Source organism: Paenibacillus sp. Z6-24 (assembly GCF_054161335.1).
This window is the reverse complement of record NZ_CP096398.1, coordinates 277,239-301,205: the sequence shown is the minus strand read 5'-3', so window position 1 is coordinate 301,205 and position 23,967 is coordinate 277,239. Positions and strand designations below refer to the sequence as shown.

Annotated in this window: 21 protein-coding genes; 8 read left to right on the top strand and 13 right to left on the bottom strand. The window is 51.6% G+C overall.

Annotated features, from left to right (window positions below):
* Positions 1–8 precede the first annotated feature (8 nt).
* The 3 genes from M1D61_RS01290 to dapD all read right to left on the bottom strand — a co-directional run bounded on the left by M1D61_RS01290 (position 9) and on the right by dapD (position 2,846).
* The gene (locus tag M1D61_RS01290; RefSeq protein WP_458120831.1) at positions 9–602 is read right to left on the bottom strand and encodes a TetR/AcrR family transcriptional regulator; all 594 of its coding nucleotides are present in this window, start codon (positions 600–602) and stop codon (positions 9–11) included.
* 57 nt (positions 603–659) lie between these two features.
* The gene (locus M1D61_RS01285; RefSeq protein ID WP_458120830.1) at positions 660–1,793 is read right to left on the bottom strand and encodes an N-acetyldiaminopimelate deacetylase; all 1,134 of its coding nucleotides are present in this window, start codon (positions 1,791–1,793) and stop codon (positions 660–662) included.
* A gap of 339 nt (positions 1,794–2,132) precedes the next feature.
* Complete coding sequence (gene dapD / locus M1D61_RS01280; protein ID WP_046212582.1) at positions 2,133–2,846, bottom strand: 2,3,4,5-tetrahydropyridine-2,6-dicarboxylate N-acetyltransferase; 714 nt, start codon at positions 2,844–2,846, stop codon at positions 2,133–2,135.
* Between the two features lie 352 nt (positions 2,847–3,198).
* On the opposite strand from dapD, the gene M1D61_RS01275 reads away from it, so the two are divergent.
* On the top strand, positions 3,199–4,452 hold the full coding sequence (locus M1D61_RS01275; protein ID WP_458120829.1) for a hypothetical protein: 1,254 nt from the start codon (positions 3,199–3,201) through the stop codon (positions 4,450–4,452).
* A gap of 307 nt (positions 4,453–4,759) precedes the next feature.
* On the opposite strand, the gene M1D61_RS01270 is transcribed toward M1D61_RS01275, so the two are convergent.
* Entirely contained in the window at positions 4,760–5,149 is a 390-nt protein-coding gene (locus M1D61_RS01270; protein ID WP_458120828.1) for a hypothetical protein, read from the bottom strand.
* Between the two features lie 400 nt (positions 5,150–5,549).
* Here M1D61_RS01270 and M1D61_RS01265 point away from each other — a divergent pair, with 400 nt between their 5' ends.
* The gene (locus tag M1D61_RS01265) at positions 5,550–6,041 is read left to right on the top strand and encodes a hypothetical protein (RefSeq protein ID WP_458120827.1); all 492 of its coding nucleotides are present in this window, start codon (positions 5,550–5,552) and stop codon (positions 6,039–6,041) included.
* Between the two features lie 249 nt (positions 6,042–6,290).
* Here the strand turns inward: M1D61_RS01265 and M1D61_RS01260 are convergent, their stop codons facing one another.
* Positions 6,291–7,361: a branched-chain amino acid aminotransferase gene (locus M1D61_RS01260; protein ID WP_046212577.1), complete on the bottom strand. Its 1,071-nt coding sequence runs from the start codon at positions 7,359–7,361 to the stop codon at positions 6,291–6,293.
* Positions 7,362–7,571: 210 nt separating this feature from the next.
* A complete protein-coding gene (locus tag M1D61_RS01255; protein ID WP_458120826.1) occupies positions 7,572–8,309 on the bottom strand; it encodes a cyclase family protein in 738 nt (245 codons plus the stop codon).
* 377 nt (positions 8,310–8,686) lie between these two features.
* Between M1D61_RS01255 and M1D61_RS01250 the strand changes: the two genes are divergently transcribed.
* Positions 8,687–9,517, top strand: coding sequence for a class I SAM-dependent methyltransferase (locus M1D61_RS01250; RefSeq protein WP_458120825.1), 831 nt, complete (start codon positions 8,687–8,689; stop codon positions 9,515–9,517).
* 271 nt (positions 9,518–9,788) lie between these two features.
* Here the strand turns inward: M1D61_RS01250 and M1D61_RS01245 are convergent, their stop codons facing one another.
* Complete coding sequence (locus M1D61_RS01245; RefSeq protein WP_458120824.1) at positions 9,789–10,376, bottom strand: YjgB family protein; 588 nt, start codon at positions 10,374–10,376, stop codon at positions 9,789–9,791.
* A 320-nt stretch (positions 10,377–10,696) separates the two neighbouring features.
* Here M1D61_RS01245 and M1D61_RS01240 point away from each other — a divergent pair, with 320 nt between their 5' ends.
* The 5 genes from M1D61_RS01240 to M1D61_RS01220 all read left to right on the top strand — a co-directional run bounded on the left by M1D61_RS01240 (position 10,697) and on the right by M1D61_RS01220 (position 16,385).
* Positions 10,697–12,220 carry an NAD-dependent epimerase/dehydratase family protein gene (locus M1D61_RS01240; protein WP_458120823.1) on the top strand — a complete coding sequence of 508 codons (1,524 nt, stop codon included), beginning with the start codon at positions 10,697–10,699 and terminating at the stop codon, positions 12,218–12,220.
* Between the two features lie 210 nt (positions 12,221–12,430).
* Complete coding sequence (gene pepT / locus M1D61_RS01235; protein ID WP_458120822.1) at positions 12,431–13,660, top strand: peptidase T; 1,230 nt, start codon at positions 12,431–12,433, stop codon at positions 13,658–13,660.
* Positions 13,661–13,753: 93 nt separating this feature from the next.
* A complete protein-coding gene (locus tag M1D61_RS01230) occupies positions 13,754–14,875 on the top strand; it encodes a 5-methyltetrahydropteroyltriglutamate--homocysteine S-methyltransferase (RefSeq protein WP_458120821.1) in 1,122 nt (373 codons plus the stop codon).
* A 55-nt stretch (positions 14,876–14,930) separates the two neighbouring features.
* Entirely contained in the window at positions 14,931–15,197 is a 267-nt protein-coding gene (locus M1D61_RS01225; protein WP_458122390.1) for a YkgJ family cysteine cluster protein, read from the top strand.
* A gap of 345 nt (positions 15,198–15,542) precedes the next feature.
* Entirely contained in the window at positions 15,543–16,385 is an 843-nt protein-coding gene (locus tag M1D61_RS01220; protein WP_458120820.1) for a methyl-accepting chemotaxis protein, read from the top strand.
* A 107-nt stretch (positions 16,386–16,492) separates the two neighbouring features.
* Here M1D61_RS01220 and gntK read toward each other — a convergent pair whose 3' ends face one another.
* The 6 genes from gntK to M1D61_RS01190 all read right to left on the bottom strand — a co-directional run bounded on the left by gntK (position 16,493) and on the right by M1D61_RS01190 (position 23,936).
* Positions 16,493–18,046 carry a gluconokinase gene (gene gntK / locus M1D61_RS01215; RefSeq protein ID WP_458120819.1) on the bottom strand — a complete coding sequence of 518 codons (1,554 nt, stop codon included), beginning with the start codon at positions 18,044–18,046 and terminating at the stop codon, positions 16,493–16,495.
* Positions 18,047–18,186: 140 nt separating this feature from the next.
* A complete protein-coding gene (locus M1D61_RS01210) occupies positions 18,187–19,548 on the bottom strand; it encodes a GntP family permease (protein WP_458120818.1) in 1,362 nt (453 codons plus the stop codon).
* A 303-nt stretch (positions 19,549–19,851) separates the two neighbouring features.
* Positions 19,852–20,523, bottom strand: a complete 672-nt coding sequence (locus tag M1D61_RS01205) for a GntR family transcriptional regulator (protein ID WP_458120817.1) — start codon at positions 20,521–20,523, stop codon at positions 19,852–19,854.
* Positions 20,524–20,867: 344 nt separating this feature from the next.
* Positions 20,868–21,485, bottom strand: coding sequence for a class I SAM-dependent methyltransferase (locus tag M1D61_RS01200; RefSeq protein ID WP_458120816.1), 618 nt, complete (start codon positions 21,483–21,485; stop codon positions 20,868–20,870).
* Positions 21,486–21,738: 253 nt separating this feature from the next.
* Complete coding sequence (locus tag M1D61_RS01195) at positions 21,739–22,836, bottom strand: carbohydrate ABC transporter permease (RefSeq protein WP_458120815.1); 1,098 nt, start codon at positions 22,834–22,836, stop codon at positions 21,739–21,741.
* A complete protein-coding gene (locus tag M1D61_RS01190) occupies positions 22,836–23,936 on the bottom strand; it encodes a carbohydrate ABC transporter permease (RefSeq protein WP_458120814.1) in 1,101 nt (366 codons plus the stop codon). The genes M1D61_RS01195 and M1D61_RS01190 overlap by 1 nt, the downstream gene beginning before the upstream one ends.
* Positions 23,937–23,967: the final 31 nt, after the last annotated feature.

Below are 23,967 nucleotides of genomic sequence, written 5' to 3'. Positions count from 1 at the left end.
ATTGCTCATCAGGCACGATGACTTCGTAACACCGACAAAGCAATCTTCGTGATGCTGCGCAGCTGCTGCTCGTCCGCTCCCGCCTTGGCCGAGAAAATAAGACCCATTCGCTCATGAGCGAGATAGCGCGCCAGCTCCTGCAGATCAAAAGCCGTAGACAATTCACCTTCATCTGCCGAACGCTGCAGCAGTTGATATAATCCCTGTTCGATCTGCTCCGTATTGGTCTGCAAATACTGCCGCAGCTCTTCATCCTGGGGTGCCTGCTCGACCGCACTGCTAATAATGAAGCACTGCTGTGCCAATTCCGGATCGACCAGCGCCCGGATCATTACATCAAAAATATGCTCCAGCTGCTCGATCGCACTCCCAGGCTGGTTCAGCAGCTCTGCCATATCCTCGGTCTTGCTATCCATATAGTGCTTGACCGCCATAATGAACAGATCGCGCTTGGTGCCATACGTATCATACAGACTCTGCCGGGCAATCCCCAGCTCCTGCAGCAGATCCGGCAGGGTGGTTCCTTCATAGCCTGTCCGACCAAAAGTTTTCATGGCTCGCTGAAGCACCGCTGTTTTGTCAAAAGCTTTGGTTCTCGCCATATCTGCGTCCTCCTTCCGCTCGCTCTGTTTTTCCATCGATCATTTTAGTGTTCAGACTTACTCTGCCGCAGCCGATTTCCAGGTCAAATAATCGGTAACCGTCCGTACCGCCACTTCAATCGCATCCTCGCTCGGCTCCAGCTTGCTGTGGTGCAGTCCATACGGTGTATCCACACCCAGCCAGAACATGAAGCCCGGAATCTGCTCCAGGAAATATCCAAAGTCCTCGCCGGTCATCGCTTCGGTGCACTCCACCAGCTGCACATCCGATCGTCCGGAAAGCCACTGCATGAACTCGCATGTCAGCTTTTCTTCATTATATACCTGCATATAATTGGAGCCCCAGTCGATCTCCGACCGGCATTCGAATCCCGCTTCAATCCCGCGTACCAGTGCCTGAATGCGCGATTTGACCAGTACCATGGTCTCAGCAGACAGAGTGCGGATCGTGCCTTCCAGCCGGGCACGTTCGGCGATGATATTTTGCTTGGTTCCGCCTTCGACCTTGCCGATCGTCACTACCGCCGAATCCAGCGGATTCACATTGCGGGCGACGATGCTCTGCAGCTGCCCGACCAGCTGACAGCCGGCGACCACCATATCATTGGCCCGGTGCGGATAGGCCGCATGTCCGCCCATACCGATCAGGTCGATGAACAGCTCGGACGTATTGGCGAACAGAATGCCCGGTCTCGTCGCAATCGTACCGACCGGATACTCCGGCGCCACATGCAGTCCGACAATCTGCTCCGGCATCCAGTCAGCCAGCTCTGCACTTTCCAGCATCGGCTTGGCCCCGCCCGGTCCTTCCTCGGCCGGCTGGAAGATCATGACCAGATCATCCTGCATCCGCTGCTCGGTGAAATGTGTCAGGATGCCCAGCCCAATCGTCATATGCAGATCATGTCCGCAGGCATGCATATAGCCGGGATGCTCGCTCTGGAAATCATAGTTCGTCTCCTCGGCAATCGGCAGCCCGTCCATATCGGCCCGGTAACCAAACCGGCGCCTTGGCGATGTACCCTGCACATATACCAGTATGCCGGTTTTCCAGGTGCGTACCTCGATATGCTCCTGCGGCAGTGTCGCTATGTAATCCAGCAGGTAGCGCTGGGTTTTGAATTCCTGAAAGCCCGCTTCCGGCATCCGATGCAGGTCGCGGCGGATCGTAATCAGTGATTGAGTGGTCATTCGATGCGGCTCCTTTGTAAATAGGGTCATAATCCATATTGATATGACAGATCCGGCCGCTGCCGGAACCATTGCCATGTTAAAAGTCTACCTCTTTTGCACACTGTCTTCCAGCGATTGCAGCACTATACGGCAACTTTTCGTTTTGTAGTTTCTATATATACATTTTCTATATAATATGCAAAGAAGGCTGTCACAGATTACCATGACAGCCTTCTTATATATATCGGTTCACTGCTGTAAGGCTGCGACCGCTGGCACATCTGCGCCGCTCTGTCATCCATCATGTAGCGGCATGAGCCAGTTTATGATGCCGTACCAACAGCGAGAGTATCCGGATTACAGCGTACGCAGATCCTGCAGAATCTCTGTTTTGGACTTCGTTTTGTCGTCGACCTGTTTGATCACGCGCGCAGGCGTTCCTGCAACTACGGAGAATGCAGGCACATCCTGGGTTACGACCGCGCCAGCTGCGACAACTGCGCCTTCACCGATGCGTACACCTTCCAGTACGACTACGTTCGCACCGATCAGTACATCGTCTTCCACAACAACCGGCTGTGCACTTGGCGGCTCAATCACGCCCGCCAGAACGGAACCTGCACCGATGTGACACATTTTACCGACCTGAACGCGTCCGCCGAGGACAGCGCCCATATCGATCATCGTACCTTCACCGATTACGACGCCGATGTTGATAACCGCGCCCATCATGATGACTGCATTGTCGCCAATCGATACCATTTCACGGATAAATGCGCCCGGCTCGATGCGTGCATTGATGTTCTTCATGTCCAGCAGCGGGATCGCGGAGTTGCGACGATCGCTCTCGATGACGTGGTCTTCGATCTGTGCACTGTTCTCGCTCAGTACGCCCTGGATATCGGCCCAGTCTCCGAAAATAACACCGGTGTTACCGGTAATGAATGTCTGTACGCCTTCCGGGAAAGTCAGTCCTTCCAGTTGACCTTTGAGGTAGACTTTGACAGGAGTTTTCTTTTTGCTTGTTTTGATCAGGTTAATAATTTCGTGCGTGTTCATCTCGGTAGACATGTGCAGATGACAGCTCCTTTTTCTCAAATAATCGTGCTCCCGTATGTAGATCCATGACGGTGCCTGTATTCATATCCGATGGCCTCAGCCTTATGTGAATATGTGGGTCTAAAGCAGTTCCTTGCCGGAACTACATCATTTATAGCATACATCAAGGATCGCCCGCAATTGATCCATGATATTTACACCAAATGTTTATACAGATAGTACATAATCTTGTTTCATTTATATAACAAAATCCTGGGAACGGCGAACTCCCAGCTGATCCGCTTGAGCTGCAGTGTACCAAAATGCATAGGTTCAATATGGGCTTGGGACATATAGTAGTGAAAAATGAATAAGGAGAATAGACATGAAGCTGCCAACCATCAAACCCAGATTTTCCAGATTGCTGCTGCTTTTGCTCACTATCGTACTTATCACCATTCTGATACCTTACCTGCACTGGCAGCAGCGCTGGAAAGAAGACCTGACCACACTGCGGGAGCAGTATGTCCATAAAGATGTCCACCTGAATCATCATCCCGATCAGGCAGCTCTATTCAACCAGAGAATCGATGCGCTGATGAAGCGACTGCCTTACTATTATCCCGATAATGACCGGGTAAAAGTCAGTCTTCTGCAGACGCTGGCAGAGGTAGGCCATCTGCATAACTCGATGGATTTCAGCCAGACGACCATACTGCCCTTCCGTCTATACTGGCAAAATGAAAAATTGTATGTTACAGCCACTTCTGCTCCCTATCGGCAGGTCATGTACAGGGAATTAATCGAGATCAATGGTCGCCCGTTGGCTCCCTTAATCAGACATCTGCAGACGGTTATCCCCCATGATCAGGAGCAGGATTTACGAGCGCTTATTCCTTTGTACATACTAATATCGGATGTTCTGCACGGCTTGCAGTGGATCGACGATGGGTCTGCAATTTCGCTCACCTTTTCCGGTGTGAACGGCTCCAGGATTCCCCTTACCGTTCACCCCATACCGGTATCCGCTGCTGCCCATAATCTGGAGCCGGCTGCACAATCAAACTCCGTCTTATCGGAGAAAAAATCTCCCAATTACAGTCTTGCTTCATTTACCGGGAAACATGCCCTTTATCTGGATTACAATACCTGCATAGAAGACCTGAATTATCCTGTAAATCAGCTGATGCTGGATATGCAGGACAGTATTCACAATCTGGATATCAACAGACTGATAATCGATCTAAGAGGCAATTCCGGCGGAGATGAAAGCCTGCTGAATCCCTTGTTCGCCACTCTGCAGAGCATTCCGCAGTTCCATGATCGGATAATCGTTCTGGTCGATCGCCAGACCGCCTCATCCGCTCTGCTGCACGCCGTCACACTGCATGACGAACTGCATGCTGTCACAATGGGTGAACCGGCTATGGGCAGCCCTAATTCGCCTGGAGATATATTGCCTTTTCCCCTGCCCAACAGCCAGATCACCGTGTATTACTGCACACAGGAGTTCCGGCGTGCCGCCTATTCCGTATTGAAGCCGGATATTCCGGTACAGTATACGATTGAGGATATGCAGCAGGGGAACGATCCTGTACTGAACACTGCTCTGCACTATACCTTCCTTTCCAGGAGTTGAATAATGAAGCAGATTTCAGCATAGAAGAAGCCGGAGCCAGCAGATGTAACTGCCAGCTCCGGCTTGCTGTTGTTCTTCCTGCAATATGAGTGAAGATGCTGCCTTATTGCTGCCTATCACTCATTTGGACACACCAGACTCCTACTCGGTACATCAATCCGGTTAAACTCTCGCTCCTCTGCCTGCACCGGTAAAGCCGGTACACACCATGCCACCACACAAACCAAGCACAAAGCAGCACACATCACACGCCAGTTCATGAATATCCTCCTTTATAGTTCAAGATTCAACTCATTACACTGCCGTGTCAGTCGGATTCAATGAATTTATTTGTAAATTTTCCATAATCATTATACATATGAATATGTTCGCCTAAATGACTACTGGATGGCTGCTTGACGATATGGACATATGCCAAAAAGAACTCCACATCCACCAGGAAATGTATCGGTTTTAAAGGATCTTCTCTGGACGGCATAATCTTGTCTGTCGTACTAACTATGTACTGTTTGCTCTGCTCAGTCGGTTTCATCGTAATCCAGCCTATTTCCTCTCCTTTGGTATATGCCGTCGAATAGACGGAAACTATCCCGATAGGCACCTTAACCGTCTGTTCTTCACCGGTTACCCTATTTTTGAGATAGTCCCTTTCTGAGGCATTGCACTGTGTACCTTGAAAAGCTGCTATTGCTCTCAACCATCCAGAGCAGTGCAAGAACGCTGCAGCAATAACCACACCCTACAATATCTTCAAAACTTTCTGCATAAGCCTCTCCTTTAATAAAGGATATCTATATCATATGTTTTGATACTGACAGTATCAAAACCATCTAACTCCTAGCCATTTGATACTGTATTCATGATACTTCACCCGAACAACTTTCATACTACGACACGCCAAAAACCCTTTAAAATCAGGGTTTTCCAGCATTTTAATGGGTATTTATTTTCTTTTTATGTCATCATTTTTGATACTTCATTACAGTATTAATACTTTTGATACTATGTATTAATACTACTTGATACAGTATTAATACTATGTTAATATATCAAAAAGAATGATTTTTAACATCCGACTTCTCCCTGGGGGCTCCGCTATGTATCAGAAAAATTCCAACGCTGAGAGTATACGTAATCACGTGCTTCAATATTTACAAAAAGAAGGCAAAACCGGGTTCGCGGTGATCCGCAAATATCTGGAGCAGCTGCCGGAGAATTATAGTGAAGGTTCGATCATTGGTGCACTGCGCACAATTGCAGACCGTGAACCTCGTATCGTGAAGATCAAGGAAGGCACAGCCGCCTACTATGATCTGGCTGAAAATCAGCTGCATAATCAGGCGCCAACGACATCTTCCTCCAGCCGGGAAATAAACATACCGGTTCCACGTGTAGAGAAGGAACCCCATACAATGCTGATCAAGGATATTGAACAGCTGATTATCGATCTGAATATGAAGACCCAGGAACTGAACATCCTGATGATGGAAGGCAAAGTCAAAGACCGGGATGCCTACTATATGGGCCTGGCGATCAAGGCCAATGAACTGCAGACACTGGTGCTCCAGAACAAGATCACCAAGGCATAACAAGACGAGACCTGGAAATCTTCCATATGAACAATACAGCCTGATGATCCCGGCCAGCCTTTTGATGTTCGGAGCGTCCTTTATCCTTTTGGCAGCATCATGCTTCGCCCTCCCCTCCCCCTTTCGCTTCTATGTATTCTTTTGCCGACTCTGCCTTGGCAGATCGTTAATCATAAAAAAAGAGCTGTGTACTCCACGATGATGTGGAGTGCACAGCTCTTTGACTATTCACTTTATGATTTGCAGGTGTTACTTTACTTCCAGCGTCCAGCCAAATGGATCTTCGACTGCGCCTTTCTGGATGCCGGTCAGTGTCTCGTACAGCTTAGCCGACAGTTCGCCGGTTTTACCTTCGTTGATGATCAGTTTCTCGCCCTGCCAGTTCAGTTCACCGATCGGAGAGATAACCGCTGCGGTACCTGTACCGAACGCTTCTTCCAATTTGCCGGAACGGGAAGCTTCTTCCAGCTCGTCGATGGACAGCAGGCGCTCTTCAACCGGAATATTCCAGTGCTTGAGCAGCTGGATGATCGAATCGCGGGTAATGCCGTGCAGGATGCTGCCATTCAGCGCCGGAGTTACCACGGTACCATCGATTTTGAAGAAGACGTTCATGCTGCCGACTTCCTCGATATATTTGCGGTGTACGCCATCCAGCCACATGACCTGGGAATAGCCCAGCTCAGTTGCGCCTTCCTGTGCTTTGAGACCTGCTGCGTAGTTGCCGGCTGTTTTGGCCATGCCGACGCCGCCGGGAACCGCACGTACGTACTTGGATTCCACATAGATTTTGACCGGGTTGATGCCTTCGGCGTAATAGGCAGCAACCGGGGACAGGATGATCATGAATTTGTACTGATGGGATGGCGCTACACCAAGTGCCGCTTCCGTTGCAATCACGAACGGACGGATGTACAGGGAAGTGCCTTCGCCTTCCGGAATCCAATCCTTGTCGATCAGAACCAGCTGACGCAGTGCTTCGAGAGCGATTTCCGGATCGATCTCGGGAATGCTCAGACGCTCATTGGACAGGTTCAGACGCTCGATATTTTTGGTCGGGCGGAACATGAGGACGCGTCCGTCTTCGGTCAGGTACGCTTTCAGACCTTCAAAGATCGTCTGGCCGTAGTGAAATACTTTGGCTGCCGGGTCCATGCTGATATTTTGATAAGGAACGATGCGCGGATCGTGCCATCCTTGTCCATGATCATAATCCAGAATGAACATATGATCTGTAAATTTACTACCAAATACCAGACCTTCTGTTGCCGGTTTGGCTTTCGGGCTTGTTGTCTTTTCGATTTTGATATCGATCGTCATGGTCATGTCTCCTTAACAGGCGTTACTTGGGATTGGTTTCATTAAATCATATCACTTTTTACAGAGCAGCGAAAATAGCTAAATCCAATAACTTGATAGCTGCCTGGCTTTTCCGTATGGTTTCTATCCGCTGGCAGCTATTTTATGCACCACAGCTGTCGGCATTCAAACCATCCCTTATGCAAAAATAGTGTATATTCATACCATTTATTATGGCAAAACAGCAAACGAACGCACCGGGAATCCGGAAGCTTTTTCAGCCTTGGGTACGATGTTAAAAATAACTGCACCTTTGGGTGGAACCAGATCCAGATTCTTTAGCAGTTCTACCTGATATGTATCCTGATCCAGGACATAATACTCTCCGAGCAGCGCACCATGGCGGGTATAATCGGCAGCGGCATCGGTATCAAATGTCTCGTGACCGACTGCCTTGATCTGGCGCTGCTCAAATAACAGCTGCAATGCTTCCATCGACCAGCCGGGCGCATGGTTGTTGCCCTGCTCATCCTTGTTTTCAAATCGCTCCTGGCTCGGCCAGCGCTTGCTCCAATCGGTACGCAGTGCCACAAAGCTGCCGGGTTCAATCCGTCCATGCTCATGTTCAAACGATTCAATATCTGCAGCAGTCAGCCTGTAATCCGCATCTGCCGCCGCTTCGGCCGATTTGTCGATAACGACCAGCGGCAGGACCAGCTCTTTGAGATCCAGCTCCTCCAGGTAACGAGCATCCCGGACAAAATGAATCGGTGCATCCAGATGCGTCCCGTATTGTCCGGCAAAGCTGAACTGCTGGGCGAAAAATCCATCATTGTGATCGAACATCGTTCGGAACTCTGCCGCCGGAAAGGCAGCGAAGTGTGGTGAATCCGGGCCAAAGGTATGGGTCAGATCCACCCATGTTTTGCTTTTGATCAGTTGGACTGCTTGCAGTAATTCGTTGGACATTACCGTCACCTCTTTCCTGATTTCGGGATGCTGTCATTGACACCGTCATGCCTATCGATCTGCCGAAGAAGCAGATTGAAATCCACTTCTGCTGCTGCCTATCGCTCAGGCAGCAGACTTTGTCCAAGTATATCGCCGATATTTTACAAACGTCAATCTGCTGCATGTTGATGATGCCAGGCTGTATTCGCTCTCCTCTTCATATCGTACGGGCATTTCCATATCTCGCCGGCCAAACGTTGTCAGCGATATGTCCGGCTTATTGTGCATTATTTCAGGCCGGTACACCGGATCTGCAGATGTTCCCTTTACACAGGTATGGTATACTCGTCTCAATTTGAATAAACCACCTGCCATTTTGTGAAGGAGGAATGTTTATGAATATCCCGGAACATAATTCGAGGAACAATATCGAGCGGTTTAGCGGCTTTCAGGAGTTGTATGACCAGCATCGTCCCCAGACTCCCCAGATGGTCGTGGATCTGCTGACCAATTATTTGCAAAGGCGACCCGGGCTGGTCGTCGATGTGGGATGCGGCACCGGCTTGTCCACGATGATCTGGCAGGGACGAGCAGCACGTGTGCTCGGTGTCGAGCCGAATGAGGATATGATCACCGTCGCCCGGCGCAAGCTGACCCAGCAGACAGATACGGACCGTATTACTTTTGAACAGGGGTATTCCAACCAGCTTCCTGTCGACAATGGCGCAGCCGATATTATTACCTGTTCGCAGTCCTTTCACTGGATGGAGCCGGTCAGTACCCTCCAGGAAGCAGCGCGTGTGCTCAGCACAGGCGGGGTCTTTGCCGCCTATGACTGTGACTGGCCGCCCACGATTAACTGGCAGTTGGAACGGGAATATGAGCATCTGATCCGTTTGTCTGACCGGCTGATCGAGCAGCATGGCGATCCGGACACCGCAGCGAGCAAGCGGGACAAGAACTCCCATCTGCAAGCGCTGCAGGACAGCGGGCATTTCCGCTTCACCCGTGAGATTGTGTTCCATCATACAGAGCCGTGCAGTTCGGAGCGCTATACCGGTCTGCTGCTCAGCCAGGGCGGCATACAGGCTGCACTTCGGCTCGGTTCGGCGACGCAGCATCTGGAATCGGAGATCGGTATTTTTCAGGCGATGGCGGATGATTTTTTCCGCGGGGGTGTAATTAACGTACTGTTCAGCTATCGGATGCGGCTGGGAATCAAATAAATCGACCTGAACCGGTGACAGCACGTACAGCCGGACTACGTATTATCCTGATGTGCGCCAAAAAAGCCTGTAGGCAGATCCGTTCTGCTTACAGGCTTTTAGTCGTTCCATTTTCTTTTTCATTATAGTGTCCGACTTGTAGTATCCGGATCATACTTCTCGTGTTCTTGCCAACATATTTTCCACTATTATGCCCGATCTATTCTTTCCATCATGCTGCAGCTTTCTGATCCGCACAGCTGGAAGGTGCCATTCTACCAAAGATAGCCGATCAGGCACGGACCAGATTGATATGATCCAGATCGGTGCTGCTGTTGAAAATGAACTCCAGCTTGTAGTCACCGCGGGTATAAGTCATCTTGGTCTGCTTGCCTGCTCCACTGCCAATCGTGGTCGTCGAAGATGGCGCATACCACTGCTGTCGCAGCAGCTTCATTGTTATTCCGCCGATATTGGTCTGGCGCTCCACATTGGTGCCAAAGTAGCGCAGCTCGGTCAGCACATTATTTTGATAATGAAAAGCATATCCCGGATGCCCCATATTGGCGGTGTACTGATCATACCCGCTGGCGCTCTTACGCGGCACTTCGGCAGCACCGAAGCGGTCGATCACTTCATCTCTCTTCGTCTTGCCTACTGTAAATGAACTTACATCTCCGGGAAACTGTCCCCGGAGTGCAGGCTTGTAAAAGCTGTTCAGGTTCTTCAGCACCAGCTTCTGCGCATAGCTGCTCTCTGCGGCTTCGGCGTGATGCACTGGTGTGAGCACACCATAGCTGGCTCCCGCTGTGCCCAGCACGGTCACTCCGGCAATCGCCGCAGCGAACATTCCTTTTCGTATGGATGGTTGACGTAGCATATTGCACTCCTCCTTGATCCTGCCTAATAAGATGAGCCCTGATTAGTAAAAGTTACCCTGTCTGCGCTAGAACGCAACAAAATCATATTCCTTTTCTGACATATTCGAATCTGCTGCTAACTCATGAGGAAACTGTACATATAGGCAGCTGCAAGGCTCTCTTTTTTCTTTCATTCAACCGGATAGCAATCTGCAACCAGGAACGGTTAGCACTGCCTCAAACAGGGTATTGAGAAGCAATATGTTTTTCGTGCAGGGCGCAGTCCAGCAGGTCTGCCTGCGCCCTAGCCCAAGCGACTTTGAGAAACCGAGGTGTCCTTATGAATTCTTCCGACAATCATCCGGGCTCGACTGCAGAGCCGTCCTTTACCACACATCGTCCGAGAATCGTACTGACCGGCGCGACCGGTTATATCGGCCATAATATGCTGAATCAGCTGGTGCGTGACTATGATGTAATCGCCCTGTCCCGCCACAATCGGGAAGAATATAACAGTGAACATGTGGAGTGGCGGGCCTGCGATCTGTTCTCCATGTCCGCGGTAGATGAATGTCTGGAAGGTGCGGATTATGCGATCTATCTCGTGCATTCGATGATGCCGACCGCCAAGTTGACCCAGGCCAGATTCGAAGATATGGATATTATCCTCGCCGATCATTTTGCCAGGGCTGCCCGTAAAAATGGAATCAAGCAGATCATCTACCTGAGCGGAATCATCCCGGAACATGTGCCGCGTGAGCAGCTGTCCCGCCATCTGCGCAGCCGCCTCGAAGTGGAGCAGGTGCTCGGTTCCTACGGTGTGCCGGTGACCACAATTCGTGCCGGACTAATCGTGGGTCCGCAGGGTTCTTCCTTTCCGATTCTGGCCCGCCTCGTGCGTAGGCTGCCTGTAATGACGCTGCCGGAGTGGACACGTACGATGACGCATCCAATCGCCCTGTCGGATGTGCTGAATGCCATTCAGCAGAGTATCGGCAGCCCGCAGCTGTATGACCGGGCGATCGATGTCGGCGGACCGGATATTATGACGTATAAGCAAATGATGGAAAAGACCGCGGAAGTCATGCACAAGCGCCGGACATTTATCGATATACCGCTGCTGACGATCGGGCTGTCCCGGCTGTGGGTGACGCTCGTTACCCGGATGCCCCGGGAAATGGTCTATCCGCTGGTCGAGAGTCTGGCCCACCCGATGGTCGCCCACGCGGATCATCATGTGCCGGGTATCAGCGATGGCAAAGTAACCTTCGAGGATGCGGCCCGGATCGCCCTGGAGCAGGAATCCCAGCAGCAGCACAAACAGAAACAGCGTCAGCACAGCAAGCCCAAAAAGTCTTCTGCCACGGCAGCAGCTGCCGTATCGGATGTACGCTCCATCCAGCGTGTGCTGATGCCCAAGGGCAAAAACGCCCGCTGGGCCGGCAGTTATTATATGGACTGGCTCGGACGCTTCCTGCCAGGCATCGTGCGAACGGAGCAGGATCAGCCGGGGCGCTACCGCCTGTACGTCCGCTTCCTGCGCAAGCCGATTCTGGAGCTAACCTTTTGCCCGGAACGCAGCGATGCCCAGAGTGCCGTCTACTATATTACCGGCGGGGCATTCGCCCGGACCAAGGAAGCGCATGAGGGCCGGCTGGAGTTCCAGCAGATTTCCGGCACCCGGGAATGCGTGATCGCGATCCATGACTATCTGCCGTCCCTGCCCTGGATTCTGTACAAATTCACGCAGGCCCAGGTGCATCTCTTGGTCATGCATGCGTTTCGCAGACATCTGCTGCGCCTGATTGCTGCCGACGGGCAAGATCATCCATCCTCTGCCTCCCAGCCTTCCCATTCGCAGTAACGATGTATCCATCCTTACAGGATAGCACCTGCCGGTGTTATCCTTTTTGGCATGATCTTCCGTTAAGACGGTATTGCACCACAGCTGGCTGCTTTTGCGGTCCCCATACGGAGCAGACAACGAACTTATCCGTTATCTCCTACCAACTTATGCTAAAATGACAAAATAAGATGCATATACCGCCACCCACCGAGAGGAGTCTGAATAGCCTTGAAGAATGAACTGATTGAACGCCTGACCTCCTATGTACAAATCGATACCCAGTCCAATGAAGAGAGCGATACCTGTCCTTCCACACCCGGCCAGTGGGATCTGCTGCGCCAGCTGGTGCAGGAACTGAATGCCATCGGCATGGAGGATGTGACGCTTGACGATAACGGTTATGTGATGGCAACCCTGCCGTCCAACACCGACAAGGATGTTCCTGTCATCGGCTTCATGGCTCACGTCGATACAGCGACTGATTTTACCGGTAAAAATGTAAAACCGCAGCTGGTCGAGTACCATGGCGGCGATATCCTGCTGAACCAGCAGGCCGGTATCGTACTGTCTCCACGGGATTTCCCGGAGCTGGAGACCTATCATGGTCATACCCTGATGACGACAGACGGCACCACCCTGCTCGGCGCGGACAACAAAGCCGGCATCGCCGAGATCATGACGGCCATGCACCATTTGATCCGCAATCCGGAGATCAAGCACGGCAAGATCCGCGTCGCCTTTACCCCGGATGAGGAAATCGGACGCGGTCCGCACAAGTTCGATGTGGCTGCCTATGGCGCACAGTATGCCTACACTGTAGACGGCGGTCCGCTCGGTGAACTGGAATATGAGACATTCAACGCAGCGGCAGCCAAAGTGATCTGCAAAGGCACCAATGTGCATCCCGGCACCGCCAAAGGCAAAATGATCAATGCCGCCAAGATCGCCATGGAGCTGCACCGTCGCCTGCCGGTGGAGGAAGCGCCCGAATTTACAGAAGGCTACGAAGGATTCTATCATCTGACCTCCATCCATGGTGATGTGGAACAGACACAGCTCTCCTACATTATCCGCGACTTTGACCGTGAAGCTTTTGAACATAAGAAAAATACGCTGACCAGCATTGTACACGAGTTCCGCCAGACCTACGGCGAAGACAGCATCCTGCTCGAAATCAACGATCAGTATTATAATATGCGCGAGAAGATCGAACCGGTTATGCATATCGTGGATACAGCCGAACAGGCGATGAAAAATCTCGGCATTACGCCGCTGATCAAGCCGGTACGCGGCGGTACGGATGGAGCCCAGCTGTCCTATATGGGACTGCCTACACCGAATATCTTTACCGGAGGCGAGAACTACCACGGCAGATACGAATATGTCTCTGTCGATAATATGGTCAAATCCACTGAAGTGATCGTTGAGATCAGTCGTCTGTTCGAAGAGCAGGCTTAATCGGCTTCGATTCATCTGACCGTTTACATCACCTGCAATCTCTGCTACGATGCAATATAATATTATTCCCATCCAGAAAGTAGGTTATAATCCATGACTTCTTCTCCATCTTCCCTGCTGCGTACGACTGCACCTTTTCGTGCAGATCATGTAGGCAGCCTGCTTCGTACTGACAAAATCAAACAAGCCCGTCTTCAGCAGTCTTCCGGCGCAATTACCGCCGAACAGCTGCGCCAGATCGAAGACGAAGAGATTCGCCGTATCGTCGCCAAGCAGGAGGAAATCGGCCTGCAGTCCATTAGTGACGGTGAATTCCGCCGGGCATGGTGGCATTTTGACTTCCTGGAAAATCTGGATGGCGTTGAAGCCTTTGAAGCGGAACAGGGGATCCAGTTCCACGGCGTAACGACCAAGGCACGCGGGATCAAAGTCGTCGACAAGATTGACTTTACCGGTCATCCGCACCTGGACGATTACCGCTTCCTGCACAGTGTGGTCAGCCCGGATCGTACCGCTAAAATGACGATCCCAAGCCCGAATATGCTGCAGTTCCGCGGCAAAATCGAATCCGATCTGTACGCAGACAGCGATGTACTGCTGAATGATCTCGGTCTCGCCTACCAGAAAGCGCTGCGCGCCTTTTACGATGCGGGCTGCCGTTATCTGCAGCTGGATGATACGTCCTGGGCAGCCTTCTTCTCTGACGAAGCCAAAGCCAAGCTGCGTGCGGAGGGCAAGGACCCGGATCGTATGCTCGCCGATTCTGTCAAGCTGGTGAATCTGGCTGTTGCGAACCGTCCGGACGATATGGTTATTACGATGCATATTTGCCGTGGTAACTTCCGCTCCACCTGGACCGCTTCCGGCAGTTATGATGGTGCGGCGGATGCGATTATGGATCAGCTGAACCTGAATGGACTGTTCATGGAATTTGACGATGAGCGTTCCGGTTCACTCGATGTACTGCGCCATGTGAAGCGTCGTGATCTGCAGATCGTACTCGGTCTCATCACTTCCAAACATGGGGAGCTGGAGAGTACGGATGATATCAAGCGCCGGATCGATGAAGCGGCCAAGTATGTCAATCTGGATCAGCTGTGCCTGAGTCCGCAGTGCGGATTCGCTTCCACCGAGGAAGGCAATCTGCTGACCGAAGAGCAACAATGGGAGAAGCTGCGCCATGTCATCCAGATCGCCGAGGATGTATGGAAATAAAACAGCTCCGGCTGGCAGCCCCTTCCGCATCATGAACCCGACAGGAGAGATTACAATGGAATGCCGTCCCGGCTGTGCAGCATGCTGTATCGCCATATCCATATCATCACCGATTCCCGGTATGCCGGAAGGCAAGCCTGCCGGTATCCCCTGTATCCATCTGACCTCCGAACGCCGCTGCGGTCTGTTCGGCCGGCCGGAGCGCCCGGATGTATGCAGTGGACTGGCTGCCTCACTGGAAATGTGCGGTACGTCGGACGAGCATGCTTATGCCTATCTGGAAGAGCTGGAGCGTCTGACTGCACCGGATGTACATCAGTAACAGGCAGCTGCGATTGCGGATGATACTTTCTTCATCATAGAACACTTTTATACTGGAATCCTGTACTTACAGGAGCGGCTGACTAGGGTTGGCCGCTCCTTTTTTATTAGGTATAAGACTTCGAAAAAATATTCTCACTTCCTTTATTAACGTATTTTGCCTGTTATTTATGGAAATGAGGTGGATTGCAGCGCATTATCAACGTATTCCGTCCGTATTTTTGCACATTATGGATAAATCGCACTATTATCCATATATTACTAATTGTAAGCAGCTAAGTATTATTTTGTTTCTCGCCGATAAATAGGGTAATGTACTGCAATTGACCGAAAAGGAAGGGATAATATGAGTGTTGTCGATGCTCTGATTAGCGTAATTCCATACTTCACCAAAGGTCTGCGTGAAAAAGCCGCCGTCTCCGTATATGATCACGAGAAGATCCTGTTCTACGAACAGCTGGGAGATTTTAACCTCGGGTATTCGACAGGCAATGCGCTGGACCCCAGCTTTCAGAACTTTAACGGTGTAAAAGATAAAAAGAATCCATCCATCTCTTTCTTCCCCGCCGAGGTATTCGGCTATCCGCTGGAAGGCATTTCGGTGCCGATCATCGAGAACAACAAACTGGTAGCGATGTTCAATGTGTTTTATGAACAAACGACCGCCATTAATCTGGATATAATTGTGGATGAGAGCCGCTCCATCTCCAACAGCCTCTTCGATATGGTTCAGCATGTGGCTGCCCATGCCGAAGAGCTGCAGGCAACCAGCGAGCAGATTCTGCAAAACAGCAAAACGACTGTACAAAAGTCGTCCAAAATCAATGAAGTGGCAACCCTGATCAAGGAAATCTCCGAACAAACCAACCTGCTCGGTCTGAATGCAGCGATTGAAGCTGCCCGTGTCGGCGAACTGGGTGCAGGCTTTGGCGTCGTGGCGACCGAAGTGCGCAAGCTGTCCGTCAATGCCAAGCAGGCGACCGGCGATATCGAGACGGCACTTCGTGATGTACAGGAGTCGATCCGCAACATGGAGCGGGAAATCGAACAGATCACCTCTTCCTCCAAGGAGCAGGCAACGCTGGTCAGTTCCTTTACCGATGTGATTGAACGTCTACAGAATACCAGTGCGACCATGCAATCACTGGCTGACAATCTGTACCATTACAGCATACCGAAAACCAAGTAAGTCGCTGTATGCTTATTGTATCTTTGTTTTACAGAACAACAAAAAAGACGCTCTGTCCATCAGAGCGTCTTTTTGCTGTGTTTTCCATACGTCTTTTTTTCTAAAATTCAGGACTCTGCCATACGGTTCTGGAATTCGGCTATAGCGCTGTACTGCTGCTCCAGACTGCGGAAGATGGAGATATAGATCGGCAGCAGCTGGTGATAGACAGAGGTCGCTTCCGGCTGCGGCGGATGACTGTGAGTAGAGCCAATCATCCCCGACACGATATCCAGTGAATCGATCCGTCCAGTGCCATACAGTCCAAGCACCACCGCACCCAGACAGGAGCTCTCGATACTCTCCGGCACAATCACTTCCTGATCAAAAATATCCGCCATCATCTGGCGCCACAGCGAGGAACGGGCGAATCCGCCGGTCGCATGAATACGGGCTGGGCGTCCGATCTGCTCTTCCATTGCCAGCATGACGGTATACAGGTTGAAAATAACCCCTTCCAGCACCGAGCGGATCATATGCTCTTTGCGGTGCTTCATCGTCAGCCCGATAAAGGAGCCCCGTGCATCCGGATTCCACAGCGGTGCCCGTTCTCCGGTCAGATATGGATGAAACAGCAGTCCGTCCGAGCCGGGCCGCACCTGCTCGGCGATCCGTGTCAGCACATCGTACGAGTCAATGCCCAGACGCTTGGCCGTCTCCACTTCCGAGGCGGCGAACTCATCCCGTACCCAGCGGAACAGCATCCCGCCATTATTGACCGGTCCGCCGATGACCCATTTGTCTTCGGTCAGTGCATAGCAGAAGATGCGTCCCTTCGGATCGGTCACCGGCTCATCCACCACGGTGCGGATCGCACCGCTTGTCCCGATCGTCACCGCGACGACACCCGGCTCAATCGCACCCACACCCAGATTGGACAGCACCCCATCACTGGCACCCACGATAAATGGCGTCGACAGCGCCAGCTTCATCTCTGCAGCGGCTTCGGCATTCAATCCTTCGATCAGATGCGTGGTTGGTACCAGCGTCGACAGGCGATCCGGCGTAATACCGGCCAGACGAAGTGCTTCCGCATCCCAGTTCAGCTGCTTGAGGTTGAGCATGCCGGTACAGGAAGCGATCGAATGATCGACAATATACTGACCGAACAGACGGGCAAATACATACTCCTTGATCGAGATAAATTTGGCGGTCTGGCTGAAAATCTCCGGATGCTCTTCACGCAGCCAGATCAGCTTGGTGATCGGGGACATTGGGTGAATCGGCGTACCGGTGCGCAGGTAGAGCTCATGTCCATTCCACTCTTCCTTGAGCTTGCGGGCATAGGGTGCGCTGCGGTTATCCGCCCAGGTAATGCAGCGGGTCAGCGGTGCCCCGTCTTGGTCGACAGCGATCACACTGTGCATGGCCGAGCTGAACGAGACGAACAGAATGTCATCTGCCTTCGTACCACTCTGCTCCATCACACCGGCGATCGTATGCAGCACAGCGCGGTAAATTTCTTCCGGGTCCTGTTCGGCAGTGGCAGTGGTTGGCGTGTACAGCGGGTAGCCGATATTGGTCGAAGTGACGACGGTGCCGTCCTGCTCGAACAAGACCGACTTGGTGCTGGTCGTTCCGATATCTACGCCGATCATTCGTTTCATGGTGGAGTCTGTCATTGGTATCAACCTGCTTTCATTGTAATGTGGTGCCGATAGGGCAAATACGCAGTAAAGCAGAACGGGTAAGGTGTATCTTCCCGCTCTGCTTTCCGGTTGGTGTGCTGCATGTGATTTCGATAGGATGATCCAGATTTGTATTAGACGAATACGCTCAGGATCATAATGAAGATCAAGCCGACGACGGACAGGATGGTCTCCATGGCTGTCCAGGATTTCAGGGTTTGACCGACGGTCATGCCGAAGAATTCCTTGATCATCCAGAAGCCTGCATCGTTGACGTGGGACAGGATCAGTGAACCTGCACCGGTGGCGAGTACGACCAGCTCAATATTGACGCCAGTGCTGACGGCCAGTACCGGCGCGACGATACCTGCTGCGGTTGTCATCGCGACGGTAGCCGAACCGGTAGCGATACGGATCAGTGCCGCTACGAGCCATGCGAACAGGATGACGTTGATATGGGTCTGGCTGGCGATATCGGCGATTGCGCCGCCGACGCCGCTGTCGATCAGTACCTGCTTGAAGGCACCGCCGCCGCCGATGATCAGGATGATGCTGGCGGTAGGAGCCAGACATTCACTGGTGAAGCGGGATACATCTTCCTTGCTGAATCCGCGGGCGAATCCCAATGAGAAGAAAGCAAATACGGCCGAGATCAGCAGGGCAATCACTTCATGTCCGATAAATGCTGCGACATGGGTAAATCCGTTCACACCCTGCGGGTCCATGATGTCGGCAATCGATCCGATCAGCATCAGGATGACCGGCAGCAAAATCGTGAACAGGGTAATACCGAAGCCCGGCAGCTGGCGGTCTTCCTTGGAAGCAAACTGGTCTGCCAGTTCCTGCGGCGGATGTACAATAATACGGTTACCGATAAATTTACCGAAGATCGGGCCGGCGATAATCGCTGTCGGCAGGCCGACGATCAGGGAATACAAAATGGTACGGCCCAGATTGGCATTGTATGCTTCGATCGCAATCATCGGTGCTGGATGCGGAGGCACCAGTCCGTGTACCGTCGACAGACCGGCCAGAATCGGAATCCCGATTTTGAGCAGGGACATGCCTGTCTTGCGGGCGACCAGGAAAATAATCGGGATCAGCAGGATGACACCGACCTCAAAAAATACCGGAATGCCGACGATAAAGCCGACAATCATCATCGCCCAGTGGACGCGTTTGACACCAAAACGGTCGATCAGTGTAGTGGCGATTCGCTCGGCACCGCCGGATTCGGCCATCATTTTACCGAGCATTGTACCCAGACCGATAACGATCGCTATCGTTCCGAGCGTTCCGCCCAGACCGCCGGTGACGGACTTGATCAGATCCTGCGGATCCATGCCTGCCAGCAGCCCGAGCATCAGTGCGGACAGCAGCAGTGTGACAAATGGGTTCCATTTAAACTTCGCAATCAATACGATCAGGAATACGATCGCAATCAGTGTCCAGATAAGCAGTGTTGCATTATGACTGAGTCCAAATAATTGATCCAACGCGAAAACCTCCCTGTTTTCCTGCCTGAAGCCGGATGACTTCGGCTCTATTTATGATGCCATGAAAAACTTTCAATCCTCTTTATGAAAATTTGAAATATTTTACGTAAAATTATAGAGCGCTTTCAATACGCATGAATAATCCACATAAAATTTAATTGTATACTTGTCGACAAGTTAGATATGAATATCCCGATTTATCGCAGACATTCATTACTACATACCGATTCGACAGCTTATCATTCGCTGTATGTGCTGCCGAATTCTGGTGCTGCCCTTGTTCTACTCCGTCCAGCCTGCCAATCAAGGCAGGCTGCGTTTGAGCGTCTGGGCAGAATCCGCAAAGTAGTTATTGACTACTTTATGAATAACTTCGGGGTCATGGGAACGCAGGCCGTCGAGGATCATGTAATGCTTGTCTGCGACCCAGTTCATCCGTTCCTCACCGGTCTGAAATCCCTTCTCGGTGGTGATCAGGATAACCGTCATCACAATCTGGCGAATGCTGTTCCACAGGTGGATCATCCGCTTGTGCTGTGCCTGCAGAACCAGCGTCTCATGAAACGTAAAATCCTGATACGCAAAGTCCACATAATCCCCATGCTTCACAGCGAGTTTCATTTTATCAATGATCCGGTCTAACTGTATCACCAGCGCTGCATTATCCTGCTCTGCCAGCTGCTGCTGGGCAAAGCTCTCGATCAGATAACGCACATCATACAGTTCTTTGACATCTTCCAGATTAAGTCCCAGCACAACCGCACCCATTCGCTCCAGCCGGATCAGTCCTTCACCCGACAGCGTCTTGAGCGCATCCCGTACCGGCGAGCGGCTCGTACCGAAGTCGGCAGCGACCCGGTTCTCGGAGATGATCTCCCCCGGCTTGATCTGTTCATTTATAATTTGCAGCCTGAGCTGGCAGGCGATCGCTTCCCCGCGGGAAGCTCCCTGCATCCAGGCAGATGGATATTGCATGATCCAACGTCTCCTCTTATGCATAATAGGCACTGGCCGAACCGGTAAGCTGCGATAGGTAGATGTTCCATCCGGCTCTGACGGCTGCTGCCGTTTCTTATTAATTCTAGCATAGATTCATGCGTGGGATGCATCCTCTTGCGTATTCCCAATTCCGGGTACAGGCCTCACTTCCTTACCTTGATTAATAACAGGATACAAACGGCAAGCTGCCATTTTCAAGCATCAGTATACTTGTATACAACTTTGAATATAATCTTACTACTCCCGATTTGCATTTGTAAAGAATAAATTGTAAGCGTTTCATAGCCGGGAGTATTACGGACTTTAATCTATACCCTTTTTTACACCTTATAAACCCGGCTGCCGGTACGATAGATATAAATACGTGTCCGATGCACATCCTGGCACGTAATCACCTGCTCCGGTTCCCAGTCCGGCAGGGCAAAATAAACGCTGATAATATAAGTGCCCGGACGGGTCCGTTCGCGGAGGATAGGACTCAGCCGGGTCATCGCACCGGGAAATAAATAACAGACGATCATATCCCCCTGCCCATAGGGATACTCATACATATCACCTCGGATCAGACGAATGGGAGCATGCCCCGGCAGCAGAGCAAGCAGCCGTGAGACCACCAGCGGTACGAGCGAATTCTCAATACCCACTACACGGCATGGCTGACAATAACGTGCCAGATGCAGCACCATCGTTCCCCAGCCGGAACCGGCTTCGATGATCAATGGACTGGCTGCAGATCTATTTTCTTTCTCGGCATCGGCATACCGGCCGATTGCCTGCTGAACAGCCGCAAGCCGTTTCACTTCCCGCTCTACCTGACGGCGCAGAATGAGTGACGATGGCAGCGGCGAGATGCCGTTGCGCCAGCTGTAATAGACGATCGACAGTAACATAAATAAAGCCATGATGAGCAGCAGCATTGATATTGCAGCAGAGAGCATATCCACATCTCCTTCATTACCGTGCGGGGTGCAGGTCATTATGTATTTTTCGTATAGTATCCCATCTATTGTACTCCACATCTTCCCAGCAAATAAAATCCGCCTCCCTGTAAGGAAGGCGGACAACTACTGCATCCAAATGCGATATAGCCGGATATTCGGCGGCTATACGCTGTTCCAATCATCTTGCAGACGTTACCTTATGAAGCGATCCAGCCGCTGCTTGCACAGCAACGGGATCATCGCTTTGCTCTTATCCTTTGACCGATCCACCAAGCAGTCCGCGTACAAAGTACTTTTGCAGAGCGAAGAATACAGCCAGCGGTGTCAGCATGGAGACAAATGCAGCTGCGGTCAGCAGATGCCAGTCACTGCCACGTGATCCGACCAGGTTGGCAATACTCATGGACAGTACCTGTACTTCCGGCTGGGAGCCGAGGAAGATAAGCGATACCAGATAGTCATTCCATACCCACAGGAACTGGAAGATACAGATCGAGGCAAGCGCCGGTACAGACAGCGGCAGAATCAACTTGGAGAAGATCGTAAAGTTGCTCGCGCCGTCCATAAAGGCCGATTCGAACAGATCCTTGGGCAGCTGGCTGATCGAATTATACATAAAGTACGTAATCAGCGGCAGACCAAAAGCGGTATGCGCCATCCATATCCCAAAGTACGTCCCGTTCAGTCCAAGTGCGGTATAGTCACGCAGGATCGGGATCAGTGCAACCTGCAGCGGTACGACGAGCAGTGCAATAACGACGATAAAGAATGCTTTGCGTCCCTTGAACTTCAACCAGGCAAACGCATAAGCGGCAAAGGAGGCAATAAAGATCGGAATAACGGTCGACGGTACAACGACCGCGATCGTATTCCAGAAGGAGCGGCCCATACCGCTGCCCTGCTCTGTCTGCACCGTACCGTCCGGCTGGGTGATTTTGTACTCTTTACCACCGAGCACGGTCTCATAGTTCTGCAGAGTAAAGTTGGTCGAAGAACCCCATTTCTTTTCCTGCACGTCTACCGTACGAGAGCGGCGATTTTCCCAGATCAGACGCTGGTCGCCCACCTCTACCCCTGCTTTGAGCTGATCATCCTGAAACGTCTGTCCGTTCACCTGAATCGGCTTGCGCAGATCGGTCTCACGGTCCAGCTTGATCTGGCCGACGCTGTCCCACTGACGATGCGGGATAACGGTCCACCAGCCGGTCTGCAAAATATCTGCGGCCGGACGTACAGAGGAGATCAGCAGCCCCAATGTCGGGATGAACCAGACAACGCAGATAATGCCTAGAATCAGATTGACCAGCCAGTGACCTTTGCGGCGTGGAGCTTTGACTTTTTTGCGCATTAGAGGTTGCCTCCCTTCTGAAGCTGGCGAACGTTTAGGATGATGACCGGAATAACGGCGATCAGCAGCACGATCGCAAGTGTGGAACCGTAACCGGCATTCTGGTACATGAACAGCTGACGATAGAACTCGGTCGCGACGACCTCGGTACCATACTGACCGCCAGTCATGATCATGACCACATCAAATATTTTCAGTGTAAATACAATAATGGTTGTTGTTACAGCGAGCACAGTGCCCGAGATCACCGGCAGCATGATTTTGAAGAAAATACGGATCTCGCCCGCGCCGTCCATCCGTGCCGCTTCCAGCATATCTTCGGGAATCCCTTTGATCGCCGCCGAGAAAATAACCATCGCGAACCCGGTCTGCATCCAGACGAGGATGACGATCAAGAACAGGTTATTCCACGGCTGCACCATACTGAGCCAGCCCTGCGGCTGGAAGCCAAACTGGATAATAATCGCATTCAGCAGACCGATCTGTTCGTCGCCCGGCTGGTAGTAGTAGATAAATTTCCAGATAACCCCGGCAGCGACAAAGGAAATCGCCATCGGCATAAATACAATCGCTTTGGCCAGCCGCTCAAAGCTGCTGCGATCCGCCAGTACAGCGACCAGTAGTCCCAGAATGACGCAGGCCAGCGTGCCGATGACGACCCACATCAGGTTATTGCGCAGCGCGGTCAGCAGCAGTCTGTCGGTAAAGACCGCCCCAAAGTTGGCCAGTCCGACAAATTTGGTGGAGTCCGCGTTAAAAAAGCTTAGATACAATGTACGCAGCGTCGGCAGGAACAGCAGCCATCCGAGCAATAGCACAGCAGGTCCGACGAATACATACGGGGTGACCCTTTCTTTCCATTTATCCGGATACTGCTCAACGACCCAGTTCAGGGTAAAGTAGATGGAATAGATGCCGAAGATCCCCCAGATTACAGCCAGCAGTGCATTAAACATCGGAGGAAGACCAGAGTCACGGAAGAACAGGAATATTAGCGTATGCACTCCCAAATTCAGTAAAGGAACGAGGATGGATAACAGAATCAGGCGCGGTGTGAAGCGCTGTTTGCCCCTTACATTGATTTCATTGCCTGCGTCCATTTGCTTTCCCCCTTTGGCATTTGCAAAAATG

What these genes read in the sequence shown, in the direction of transcription:
- M1D61_RS01290 (WP_458120831.1), bottom strand. Translation starts at nt 602, where the DNA reads ATGGCGAGAACCAAAGCTTTTGACAAAACAGCGGTGCTTCAGCGAGCC.
- M1D61_RS01285 (WP_458120830.1), bottom strand. Translation starts at nt 1,793, where the DNA reads ATGACCACTCAATCACTGATTACGATCCGCCGCGACCTGCATCGGATG.
- dapD (WP_046212582.1), bottom strand. Translation starts at nt 2,846, where the DNA reads ATGTCTACCGAGATGAACACGCACGAAATTATTAACCTGATCAAAACA.
- M1D61_RS01275 (WP_458120829.1), top strand. Translation starts at nt 3,199, where the DNA reads ATGAAGCTGCCAACCATCAAACCCAGATTTTCCAGATTGCTGCTGCTT.
- M1D61_RS01265 (WP_458120827.1), top strand. Translation starts at nt 5,550, where the DNA reads ATGTATCAGAAAAATTCCAACGCTGAGAGTATACGTAATCACGTGCTT.
- M1D61_RS01260 (WP_046212577.1), bottom strand. Translation starts at nt 7,361, where the DNA reads ATGACGATCGATATCAAAATCGAAAAGACAACAAGCCCGAAAGCCAAA.
- M1D61_RS01255 (WP_458120826.1), bottom strand. Translation starts at nt 8,309, where the DNA reads ATGTCCAACGAATTACTGCAAGCAGTCCAACTGATCAAAAGCAAAACA.
- M1D61_RS01250 (WP_458120825.1), top strand. Translation starts at nt 8,687, where the DNA reads ATGAATATCCCGGAACATAATTCGAGGAACAATATCGAGCGGTTTAGC.
- M1D61_RS01245 (WP_458120824.1), bottom strand. Translation starts at nt 10,376, where the DNA reads ATGCTACGTCAACCATCCATACGAAAAGGAATGTTCGCTGCGGCGATT.
- M1D61_RS01240 (WP_458120823.1), top strand. Translation starts at nt 10,697, where the DNA reads ATGAATTCTTCCGACAATCATCCGGGCTCGACTGCAGAGCCGTCCTTT.
- M1D61_RS01230 (WP_458120821.1), top strand. Translation starts at nt 13,754, where the DNA reads ATGACTTCTTCTCCATCTTCCCTGCTGCGTACGACTGCACCTTTTCGT.
- M1D61_RS01225 (WP_458122390.1), top strand. Translation starts at nt 14,931, where the DNA reads ATGGAATGCCGTCCCGGCTGTGCAGCATGCTGTATCGCCATATCCATA.
- M1D61_RS01220 (WP_458120820.1), top strand. Translation starts at nt 15,543, where the DNA reads ATGAGTGTTGTCGATGCTCTGATTAGCGTAATTCCATACTTCACCAAA.
- gntK (WP_458120819.1), bottom strand. Translation starts at nt 18,046, where the DNA reads ATGACAGACTCCACCATGAAACGAATGATCGGCGTAGATATCGGAACG.
- M1D61_RS01205 (WP_458120817.1), bottom strand. Translation starts at nt 20,523, where the DNA reads ATGCAATATCCATCTGCCTGGATGCAGGGAGCTTCCCGCGGGGAAGCG.
- M1D61_RS01200 (WP_458120816.1), bottom strand. Translation starts at nt 21,485, where the DNA reads ATGCTCTCTGCTGCAATATCAATGCTGCTGCTCATCATGGCTTTATTT.
- M1D61_RS01195 (WP_458120815.1), bottom strand. Translation starts at nt 22,836, where the DNA reads ATGCGCAAAAAAGTCAAAGCTCCACGCCGCAAAGGTCACTGGCTGGTC.
- M1D61_RS01190 (WP_458120814.1), bottom strand. Translation starts at nt 23,936, where the DNA reads ATGGACGCAGGCAATGAAATCAATGTAAGGGGCAAACAGCGCTTCACA.